General features: G+C 34.3%; 12 protein-coding genes. 8 read left to right on the top strand and 4 right to left on the bottom strand.

Annotated features, from left to right (window positions below):
- The 5 genes from KQI69_RS04680 to rsmA all read left to right on the top strand — a co-directional run.
- Window positions 1-202 (top strand): hypothetical protein (locus KQI69_RS04680; protein WP_216564190.1); only part of this gene is annotated, 202 nt, incomplete at its 5' end.
- Window positions 195-1,673 (top strand): spore germination protein, encoded by a 1,479-nt coding sequence (locus KQI69_RS04675; protein ID WP_216564188.1) that lies wholly within the window; start codon window positions 195-197, stop codon window positions 1,671-1,673. The genes KQI69_RS04680 and KQI69_RS04675, both read left to right, overlap by 8 nt.
- Window positions 1,674-1,919: 246 nt before the next feature.
- A complete protein-coding gene (locus KQI69_RS04670; protein WP_216564186.1) occupies window positions 1,920-3,365 on the top strand; it encodes a sodium:proton antiporter in 1,446 nt (481 codons plus the stop codon).
- A 250-nt stretch (window positions 3,366-3,615) separates the two neighbouring features.
- On the top strand, window positions 3,616-4,383 hold the full coding sequence (locus KQI69_RS04665; protein ID WP_216564184.1) for a TatD family hydrolase: 768 nt from the start codon (window positions 3,616-3,618) through the stop codon (window positions 4,381-4,383).
- A gap of 95 nt (window positions 4,384-4,478) precedes the next feature.
- Window positions 4,479-5,339, top strand: coding sequence for a 16S rRNA (adenine(1518)-N(6)/adenine(1519)-N(6))-dimethyltransferase RsmA (gene rsmA, locus KQI69_RS04660; protein WP_216564183.1), 861 nt, complete (start codon window positions 4,479-4,481; stop codon window positions 5,337-5,339).
- A 63-nt stretch (window positions 5,340-5,402) separates the two neighbouring features.
- Here the strand turns inward: rsmA and KQI69_RS04655 are convergent, their stop codons facing one another.
- From KQI69_RS04655 to KQI69_RS04645, 3 genes are all read right to left on the bottom strand, one after another.
- Window positions 5,403-6,167: a phosphatase PAP2 family protein gene (locus tag KQI69_RS04655; RefSeq protein WP_216564180.1), complete on the bottom strand. Its 765-nt coding sequence runs from the start codon at window positions 6,165-6,167 to the stop codon at window positions 5,403-5,405.
- Between the two features lie 310 nt (window positions 6,168-6,477).
- Window positions 6,478-7,644 carry a hypothetical protein gene (locus tag KQI69_RS04650; protein WP_216564178.1) on the bottom strand — a complete coding sequence of 389 codons (1,167 nt, stop codon included), beginning with the start codon at window positions 7,642-7,644 and terminating at the stop codon, window positions 6,478-6,480.
- Between the two features lie 28 nt (window positions 7,645-7,672).
- Window positions 7,673-8,122: an RNA polymerase sigma factor gene (locus KQI69_RS04645; protein ID WP_216564176.1), complete on the bottom strand. Its 450-nt coding sequence runs from the start codon at window positions 8,120-8,122 to the stop codon at window positions 7,673-7,675.
- Window positions 8,123-8,371: 249 nt separating this feature from the next.
- On the opposite strand from KQI69_RS04645, the gene KQI69_RS04640 reads away from it, so the two are divergent.
- Window positions 8,372-8,554, top strand: coding sequence for a hypothetical protein (locus KQI69_RS04640; protein WP_216564175.1), 183 nt, complete (start codon window positions 8,372-8,374; stop codon window positions 8,552-8,554).
- Between the two features lie 188 nt (window positions 8,555-8,742).
- Here the strand turns inward: KQI69_RS04640 and KQI69_RS04635 are convergent, their stop codons facing one another.
- Entirely contained in the window at window positions 8,743-9,084 is a 342-nt protein-coding gene (locus KQI69_RS04635) for a DUF5662 family protein (protein ID WP_371818731.1), read from the bottom strand.
- 170 nt (window positions 9,085-9,254) lie between these two features.
- On the opposite strand from KQI69_RS04635, the gene KQI69_RS04630 reads away from it, so the two are divergent.
- Together KQI69_RS04630 and KQI69_RS04625 are read left to right on the top strand one after the other, a co-directional pair.
- Entirely contained in the window at window positions 9,255-9,992 is a 738-nt protein-coding gene (locus tag KQI69_RS04630; protein WP_216564172.1) for a LytTR family DNA-binding domain-containing protein, read from the top strand.
- Window positions 9,992-11,002 carry a histidine kinase gene (locus tag KQI69_RS04625; RefSeq protein ID WP_216564171.1) on the top strand — a complete coding sequence of 337 codons (1,011 nt, stop codon included), beginning with the start codon at window positions 9,992-9,994 and terminating at the stop codon, window positions 11,000-11,002. The genes KQI69_RS04630 and KQI69_RS04625 overlap by 1 nt, the downstream gene beginning before the upstream one ends.
- Window positions 11,003-11,016: the final 14 nt, after the last annotated feature.

Below are 11,016 nucleotides of genomic sequence, written 5' to 3'. Positions count from 1 at the left end.
TAGTCAAGCAGATATTCGCAATCCGCTTTGCTACTTGCTCATAACACTATTAGCTGCTGTCGCAGCATATCAGAAGGGGGTTGAACCCCTCCTGATACAAGCAAGTCCCTACCCACACTTATTGCTCTACGCAATAGAAGTGGGGGACTTCCTTGATAGTGTTAAAATTTGGAAGAATTGGAGGCAGTCGGAAGATGAGTAGTGGTACGCAGCAAAACAGTACAGATAATACAAAACAGAGCAGCTCCATTATTTTTGGAAGTGATTTCAAGATGCGTCAGCAGGAGATAAGCGATCTTTTTAAACTTGATGAAAATTTTGACCTGCTTCACCGAGAGGTTGAGATTGGAGGCAGAAAAGTCTCTATTTATTCAGTAGACGGATTTCTGCCTGGAGATACGATAGAAAAACTTATGCAGTTTTTTTATTCGATAAAAGAGGAGGATATGCCTGAAAATCTAGCGGGTTTTATAAGTAAGAGTACCCCGTTTGTCGATATTATGGAGATTGATAAAGAACAGGATTTTATAGATAATTTCCTTGCCGGACTGACCTGTATGATGATAGAGGGATATGATGGGATTCTTGCCCTCGATCTTAGGGAATATCCGGGACGAAGTGTGGAGGAACCTGAAAAGGATAAGGTTTTAAGAGGCTCAAGAGATGGATTTATAGAGGCACTGATACCGAATATGGCACTTATCAGAAGAAGGATAAGGGATAAAAATCTTGTATTTAAGTTTGCTAGGGTAGGCAGAAGTTCAAGAACGGATATTGCTGTCGGATATATGTGTGGCAGGGTAAATGAAAAAGATGTAAAAAAAGTTATGGACAGCATAAATTCAATGGATGTGGATTCGCTTACGATGAATCAGGAAAGCCTTGCTGAGATGCTTTTTCCGGGGAAATGGATAAATCCGTTTCCAAAGTACAAATATACGGAAAGACCTGACACAGCGGCGGCAAGTCTGCTGGAGGGAAGTATTGTCATACTTGTCGATAACTCCCCAGCCGTTATGATACTGCCTACATCGTTGTTTGGGATAGTCGAGGATGCAAATGATTATTATTTTCCACCTGTAACAGGAACATATTTAAGACTTACCAGAATGGTGACAAATATTCTTGCTGTTTTTATCACGCCTGTTTTTCTGCTTCTTATTGAAAATCCGCAGTGGGTACCAAAATGGCTTGAGTTTATACTGATTCGTGATGATATAAATGTAGCACCGATATTTCAGTTTCTTATACTTGAATTTGCGATAGACGGACTAAAAATGGCAGCAGTCAACACGCCGAACATGCTTACAACGCCGCTTAGTATCGTTGCAGGTATCGTATTTGGTGATTATACAGTGGATTCCGGTTGGTTTAATCCGGAGATAATGCTTTATATGGCATTTGTGGCGGTAGCAAATTATACACAGAGCAACATGGAACTCACCTATGCAGTCAAGTTTCATAGAGTGATATTGTTGATATTAACCAGCATATTTGGTGTATATGGATTTATAGCCGGAACAGTACTGCTTGTAGCATCGCTCCTCATGACACATACACTATTAGGAGAGGGCTATCTCTATCCGCTGATACCGTTTAACGCAAAGTGTCTTGCAAGAAGATTTTTCAGGATGAGTCTGCCAGCATATGAAAAGACGCATAAACAAGGATAAGAGTAACAGTTCAGCCTTACATTTCCTAAATTTATAAACCTGTAAACACGCTGTCAGTCGCTGTTACGCAGCTTTTGTTTATTTGATAATAACCACCATTCCCGGCGTCCGTCCTCAAAACAATAAAAAATATCTAAAAGTTTTATTGCTTTTTTATGTCCTCTGTACTATAATAACTCGGTATGCGAATAGTGTTATATTTTAATAAGTAGAAACATTGTTATTTTACACAGGAGGCGTAAGAGTATGAAAATAGTAAAAAAGAGATTTTTAGCTATTGTGTCGATGCTTCTTCTTGCGGTTGCCGTCAATCCGGCGGTATCATTTGCAGCAGAAAAAGGAGCTGAGCAGGAGCTTGGAAACAGCTTGTCGCTTGCGTATTGTATTCCATTTGTCGGAATGCTTCTTTGTATAGCGATATGCCCGTTGGTTATCGGAGAAATATGGGAAAAATATAAAGCGGTAGCAGTAATATTCTGGTCGCTTGCGTTCCTGATACCATTTGCCATAGGATATGGTGGAAGTAAGACTTTTGAAGAATTTCTCGAAGTTATTTTTGGAGATTATATAACATTTATAGTGTTACTGTTTGGTCTGTTCTGTGTGGCAGGAAATATAGTGCTTGAGGGAGACCTTGTTGGTACACCTAGAGTAAATATTTTAATGCTTCTTATAGGTACGCTGTTATCAAGTTGGATTGGTACAACAGGAGCAAGTATGCTTATGATAAGACCGATAATAAGAGCAAATAAATGGCGTAAAAGAAAAGTGCAGATAATAGTATTCTTTATTTTTCTTGTATCAAATATCGGAGGATGCCTTACACCTGTTGGTGATCCGCCGCTTTTGATGGGATTTATGAATGGTGTTGATTTCTTCTGGAGTTTACACCTTATTCCGATACTTATTTTAAATGTGGTACTTCTTCTTGCTCTTTTCTTTGTAGTAGATACAAATGCGTATAAGAAAGATATTGCTGACGGTCTTAAGCCGGAGGTTCTTGAAAATAAAGCACCTATCCGTCTTGCAGGAGCAAAAAATATCATATTCCTTGCAATGATAGTAGGAGCAGTAATACTGAGTGGTGTTCTTCCACAGATAAGTCCTTTCTTTGCAAAAAATATTCACATATATGGAGAGGTAGAGTTTGGATATGCATCACTTCTTGAGGTAGTTATAATACTTGCAGCAGCATTGCTTTCATATAAGACTACTGATAAAGGAATAAGGGAAGACAACCATTTTACATGGGATGCCATCGAGGAAGTTGCAATTCTTTTCATAGGTATATTTATTACAATGATACCTACACTTCTTATTCTTGAAGTGAAAGGTGGAGATCTTGGAATAACAAAGCCATGGCAGTTCTTCTGGATAACAGGATTTTTGTCAAGCTTTCTTGATAATACACCGACATATCTTGTATTCTTTAAAACAGCACTTTCACTTGGATTTAAAGATGGAATACAGGTTACAGGAGGATTTGTACCGAAGATCCTTCTTATGGCGATTTCATCAGGTGCCGTATTTATGGGAGCAAACACATATATCGGAAATGCACCAAACTTTATGGTTCGTTCGATCGCCGAGGAAAATGGTATCAAAATGCCATCATTCTTCGGATATATGATCTGGTCGATAAGCTGTCTTATACCGGTATTTTTAATAGATATGATCGTATTTTATCTGTAGAGTGTGATGCGTTAATTGTAATTTAGTAACAAATCCGTTATACTAATAATATATTGGTATAGCGGATTTATTATTTTTACTTAGGGCAGGATTTATTTCTTAATGATAAAAATGACTGTGAAAATTGTGGTTTTGCAGTATAAATAGTTAAGAATATATTAAATGTTGGCTTTAGGGCAAAAAATATGGAGTGAATAATATTGGGGAGATAGTGAGGGTTAGTGATAAACGCTTAGAAATGAGGATTATTATGATTTTTGATACACATGCTCATTATGATGATGAGAGGTTTGATGAGGATAGGGAAGAATTACTTCTTTCTTTAAGGGATAAAGGTGTTGGTACAGTGGTAAATGTCGGTGCAAGTGTGGCGTCTACAAAAAAGACATTTGAGATTGCAAAGAAATATGATTTTATTTATGGTGCAGTCGGTATTCATCCGGAAGATGTTGAGAGGCTTGAAGAAAGTCATATGGAGTGGCTTAAATCACTTGCAGCTGATGAAAAGATCGTGGCGATAGGCGAGATAGGTCTTGACTATCACTATGATGAGCCGGAAAGAGATGTGCAGAAGAAGTGGTTTGCAAGACAGCTTGACCTTGCTTATGAACTTGATATGCCGATAATCATTCATAGCAGGGATGCGGCGGCAGATACGCTTGATATAATGAAGGCGCATCATGGTGATGAGCTTTCGGGAGTAATCCATTGTTTTTCATATAGTCAGGAGATGGCACAGATATATCTTGATATGGGATATTATCTTGGAATCGGTGGAGTAGTTACATTTAAGAACAGTAAAAAACTTAAAGAGGTTGTGAAAATGACACCTATCGAGCGTATCGTACTTGAAACTGATTGTCCATATCTTACGCCGGAGCCGCATCGTGGCAAGAGAAATGATTCATCTTATCTTAAACATGTGGTTGAATGTATATCAGAGCTTAAAGGGATTCCGGCAGATGAGATTATAAAGATCACTTATGACAATGCTATGAAAATGTATCGTATAAGATGATGATATGTTGACGGTAAAATAACTTGACAAAGTCAGGCACATGAAGAATATATAAGTAAAAAGTGCAGTACACTAAGGCACAGAAATGAGGGAAAATGGCAACACTTGGAATACCACAGAATACAATAGAGATTTTACAGAAATATAACTTCAGATTTCAGAAGAAGTTTGGACAGAACTTTCTTATAGATACCCATGTTTTAGAGAGGATCATAAGTGAGGCAGGAATAACAAAGGATGATTTTGTACTGGAAATAGGTCCGGGTATCGGAACGATGACACAGTATCTTTGTGAAAGTGCAAGGGAGGTAATGGCGGTAGAGATAGATGATAATCTTATACCAATCCTTGCAGATACGCTTTCTGATTATGACAATGTGACAGTTGTAAATGAAGATATACTCAAGCTTGATATAGCAAAGGTAGCTGCTGAACATAACGGAGGCAGACCGATAAAGGTTGTTGCAAATCTTCCGTATTATATAACAACACCTATTATTATGGGACTTTTTGAAAGTCATGTACCACTTGAAAGTATTACGGTCATGGTTCAAAAGGAAGTTGCAGACAGGATGCAGTCAGGACCGGGAACAAAAGATTATGGTGCATTGTCACTTGCCGTACAGTTTTATTCAAAAGCTGAGATAGTTGCAAATGTTCCGGCAAACTGTTTTATGCCACGCCCAAATGTCGGCTCTGCCGTCATAAGACTTACCTGCCATGAAGAAAGACCAGTGGATGTAAAAGACGAAGGATTTATGTTTAAAATAATAAGAGCATCATTTAATCAGAGAAGGAAAACCCTTCAGAACGGATTAAACAATGCTTCAAATCTCAATGTAAATAAAGAGCAGGTTGTCGCTGCATTAGAAAAAATGGGTCTTCCGGCAACGGTCAGAGGAGAGGCATTAAGTCTTGAACAGTTTGCAGAACTTAGCAATCTGCTGAAAGCTTAACGAAATACAATAAAAAATAAACCACAGCAGGATTTTGATAGCTGTGGTTATAATGATAGAAATTTATTCATTTATATGCTTTGCTGTGTTGTAAGCAGATGTCTGATTTAGCTTTTTAGTATTATTAATTGTTTGGGCAGTGTTTTTTTTCTTAAAAGGTCTGATATAAATAATGGTGTAATAAAAAGCAAACAATACACAGCCGCCGACAAGGTCAAGAAATGAGTGCTGTTTAAGTGTCAGCGTTGATATGCATATGAGGATACAAAGTATAAGTGATGAAAGTCTTATGATTTTTATCACTTTTCTTTTTTTGTCACTCTTAATAATATTTATATCATCAACATTTCTGAAATAATAGCTTCGGCTGATTCCGAAATAAATCGCAACCGAGTTAAACACATGGATACTCGGAAAAACATTTGTATCAGTATCAGTCCGATAAAGTATATCAATGATTGTTGTAAAAATATTGCTGTGATCAAATGTTTTAGGACGCATTGTCTGCATATTTGGAAAAATCGTGTAAATAATAAGTGAAGTTGTCATTCCAAGCAGCAGTACGGCACAACATCTGTAAAAATCGTCGAGATGCTTTGTCTGGAAAAAAAGATAAACCAGACTTACAGCAACATATAAAAACCATAAGAGATATGGAATTATAAAAACTTCACAAAATGGTATATAATCATCAATTTTACAATGTATGTTAGTAAAGTGTACATCAGTTCTCTTTTCAAGGGTCATAAACCAGAAAAGGTAAATCGGCATGTATAAAATAATGATAGCATGCTTGTATTTGAAAAGAAATTCTTTTAATTTTGTCATAAAAAACCTCATTTCTGCACATGTTTTTTGTGTTGCACATATTTTTGGTGTGCTAAAAAACAAATGTAATGAATAGTTTAGCACAAAAATTTGGATTAAACAATCCTGCTATGAGGGATAATTGGATTTAAGGCATGTTGGATAAATATATAATTGAAAATGGAGTATGTAAAAATGGATATGGTAGGAGATGTTTTTTTGATAATGCTTAAAATAAACAGATGTAAGAGTGTTATTCTTGCATCTGTTTATTGTTATACAGTCAGATAAAATCAATAATTAGCGTAGATTATTTCTTCAATGAGTATGTTTATTCTGGTTTGATTTTTATTTCATAATAATCATGTTTATTACCATCAAATTCTATTTCTTCATCTTTGGTGATTCCAACATAAGGAGCTGGATTTTCAAACAGCAGTCCTTCTACTTCATTAATATCAATAATACCCTCTACATTAGCCAGTAGATTCCAGGTGCTACCTGTTTTATCGCCTGCTTTTGTTACATTAGATGTATTGCAATTTATACCTGCCAAATAGATTGTTCCATTTTTCATTTTGATTCCTTCAAATGGAGGAATCATATTTTGTGATAACTTCTTTTTTGATTTTAGTGTTAAATTAACAGAAATAGGGGAAAGCTGTATCTTATTAATAGTTATACCTGTTTTACCTAAAACATTATTTTCTGATGTAAATTTATAGTTGCTTTGATTACCAGCAAGAGGAGCCTTAATTTTCCAGGTTGCAGATATTACATTTTTCATATGGTTGTCAGTGGTGTTGATATATTGTCCTAAATCTGACAAAGTAATATCAATAGTTTTATTTATGAAATAGTCTTTTTTGCCGTTGCTTGTAAATAGCATATCATATTCCAGACTGCCATCATTTTGGGTATAAGGAAAGATTAAAAGACCAGCTGAATTTTTGGATAGCGATTTACCATTCGGCAAAACAGGCTGCATATTTTCTCCTGTTACAGTGCCGTCATAAAAATCTGACCAACCGCTTAATTTTTTGCCATCTATTACAGCATCAAATACACGAAATTCTGGAATACTTTCATTCTTTTTTAGTTTATAACCAGTGATTTTCAATGACACAAATGCATGATAGCTATCAACTACAGTTTGCATGACTGTAACTTTGACACCATTTTTTGTACAAGTTGTTTTTTCACCTTTTGGATAAGTTAATAATCCTTGATCCTGGTATTTAGAAATATCCTTCTCAGTGACATGATAATTATTTTTCATATAGTCGTTCCAATGTTGAGTGACTGCGGCAACAGCAACACTGCCAAATGTAAATGTTATAAAGAAAACAGCTGCTGTTGCATATTTTTGGAATGTTGTTTTGAAAGTTTTTGCTTTCCCAGATTTCAATTTCTTCTTTAAAATAATCACCTGCTGTTCATCTACTTTAATCTGTTTGTATATTTCTTTTATATTTTGTTCAATCTCTTTTTCTTTCATATAAAACCTGCCTTTCTAGCTGTTGTTTTTACGATTCTTCAGTAAGAGCTTTTTTTAGTTGTTCTCTTGCTCTGACAAGTTGTTGCCGCACAGTTACTTCTTTTTTCTTTAAAATATGTGCAATTTCTCTTAGTTTATAACCTTCGTAATAATAAAGTTCAATTACTATACGGTACTTTGCAGGAAGTTGCATTACAGCACGAAACAGATCTGACTCATACTGATCTTCGTAATGAATGTTATCATCCAGTTTGATTTCATGTTTTCTCCATGGTGACATTAGAACAGACTTGCTACAGTTGACAGTAACACGAATCAACCATGCTTTTTCGTGGTCATCATTTTCAAATTGTGGTGCTTTACGAAAATATCGTAAAAACACCTCTTGAAAAATATCATCTGCATCGGAACGGTTTTTGCAATAAGAAAAAGCAATACGGTAAACCATATCCTTATATCTTTCGATTATTTCATCCATGTTTTTATTATCCCTCTTAATTTTTTGAAAAGTAACTGGAAATTAACATTTTTGTCATTTCTGTTAAAACCAGCTATTTATTTTTTGTATCAGTTGTATCTTTAGAAGCACTTCTATATAGAATACTCTGAGTTTGTTAAAAATGTTACATAAAGTATTAAAATTAAAGTTAGTTGCGTTTGTAGTGTATCTTTAATATAATTGTATCAAAGAATATGAGTATAAGGTATATAAGAGGATGTGAGCGTGATGTGTAATTTAAGTTTAGGAATAGAAGAAAGAGCAGAGGCGAGAGGAACGAAAAAAACCAATGAAACGATTATTATAAATATGTATAAAAATAAGTTTACATTGGAACAGATTTCACTTGCAACGCAAAAAAGTGTTGAGGAGATTGAGCATATTATAGAAGAAAATTGTGTGACAATGTAGCAAACTGTTGTGTGTTTGTTCGTGTTAAAATGTTTTTTGATGTTGCGGTGGAGTAATATTGGGAAAAATATAAATGGAAAAAGTATCTTTTCTTTGTGTTGATATGATACTTCTAAAGTAGACGGATTAGATATAAAATCTGTTGCTTTGGAGGGGCATATCAGCACTAGGAGAGATGCTTTATCTGTTTAATATTTATTCGATTTCTTCCAGTCAATATTTTCCCTGATATATTTAAAAGTAGATTCTTCGCCTTCATTTGCAAGCATAGTCAGTAGCTTTTCAAGTAATGCTCTTGTGCCAGGATGCAGTACATAATAATCTTTATTTTTGTTATAGTAAGCCAATGGGAAAGAATCATTGTAGGTATCACGATTGTAGTTTTTGCTTGCGGAAATTCTGTCGCAGAACATTTCAAGTACATATCTTGTAGGCATTGGCATACCGACAAGTCCTTCTCTGGGGTTTATGGCAAAATCTATCCAGTATTCAAAATGATGTTTGTTGCGTCCTTTATGGTGACAAAGCACTTGCCAGTACTAGTCTTTGTCATGAGAATTGCTGTCTAACCATTTGATGATGTAATGGCAGGTTACACCAGCCGCAACAGCAATTAAAAAATATAATCTTAATGTTATCATTATAGAACAGTATGTCGATATATATGGTGTTTAGAATATAAAAGGAGAAAACAGGATTCATGATTTATATTGCAGTATGTGATGATGAAGATGGTTTTTTGGTTTTGGAACAGAAACTAATATCAGCGTATATGCAAAAGCATGCATACCAATATTGTGTGGATACATTTTCGTCTGGCACAGATTTATTAAAACGAGGCAGTGTTATCACAAATTTTGATATTATTTTTTTAGATATTAATATGGATAAGCTAAATGGTATAGAAACGGCTAGAAAAATTAGAGAATCTGGTAGTGACGCATACATCGTGTTTGTTACCGCATTTATTTCATATGCTATAGAAGGATATAAGGTAGATGCAGTTAGGTATCTGTTGAAGGAAAGTGATTGCTTGGAGGCATCTTTAGAGGAATGTCTTGATAGTATTATTCGGCGAATGAATTATCAGGAAAACAGAGAAACATTTGCTTTTTTGGAAGGTGATATGACGATTAGTCCAGATGACATTGTTTATATAGAAAGTAATTTACATAAATTGACTTTTCATTTGGTAAAAAAATACAAAGAAAGGTATACCATATATGAAAAACTGGATGTGTTGGAGAAGAGGCTCAATTATTATAATTTTTGTCGTATTCATAAAAGTTTTTTGGTTAATTTGAAATATGTTGAGGAAATAAAGCGATATAATGTAAAATTAACAGAAAATGTATGTCATACATCATATCTTAGTGTCTCACAGTCTAGATATCTTGATGCTAGAGAACAATTCATTTTTTATCAGGGAGAAGTATAATGGAAACATATTTTGCTGAAATTATTTATACTTTTTTGTATGTTATTCTTTGTAAAATGTTTGTAGAATCGTTTGCCAAAAGAAAAAGTGAGACTTTAATCTGGATGATGTGGATATTCATTTTAATTCTTACCATTTTGGATTATCTTGTTTCTGTCTTTTTTGCAGATCATTTTTTAGTAAAGCAAATTATAGTTATTTTATTAGGAACAACTATGATGTGGAGATTTTATCGGCTTCGTTTTCTAAAGTGTAGCTTGATTATTTTATTTTATCAGGGGTTGTGCTTTGCTGCTGATTATTTTGCATGGATGGCATTACAGAAATTAATAATTATCACTTTGATTGAAACAAGAATGTTAAAATTTTTAATGGGGACACTTAGCCAGCTTTTGGTGTTTGGTGTAATTATTGTGTTGCGTCATTATTTTGTACAGGAAGAGAAAGAGAAAATTACCGATATTGAATGGATAAAATTTTCTTTATTTCCCATTTTTACAATTTTAGCTATTATAGCGATATTAATAAATTTTAATGGATTAAGTAATACAAAACAAATAAATACTCTTATCGGTCTAGCATTTGGAATGTTGATTTTAAATATTTTCATATTTTATCTCCTTTGGGATGCAATTGAACGGGAAGTAAAAATCAGAAAAGAACAGTTATCTGTGGAACGAGCAAAAAGTCAAACTGAAATTTATCGACAAATTTCAGAAAATTTTGACCAGCAGAAAAAAAGAGAGCATGAATATAAAAATGAATTAATGATTATCTCATCGTTGTTAAAACAGAATGAAATAGAAAAATTGAAAATTATGTTGAACAAATACAATGATGAAATTGCTAATAGAGTTGATATTATTGATACAAACCATATTATAGTAAACGCTATTTTAAATACGAAGTATCAAGAAGCAAGAGAAAAAGGAATTGTATTTGTATTGAAAGTTAATGATTTGTCTCAAGTCAAGCGGATATTCGCAATCCGCTTTGCTACTTGCTCATAACACTATTGGCTGCT

Origin of the sequence: Eubacterium sp. MSJ-13 (assembly GCF_018918235.1) — a bacterium.
Classification (GTDB): Bacteria; Bacillota; Clostridia; order Lachnospirales; family Lachnospiraceae; genus Butyribacter.
This window is presented reverse-complemented; position numbering and strand designations above follow the sequence as displayed.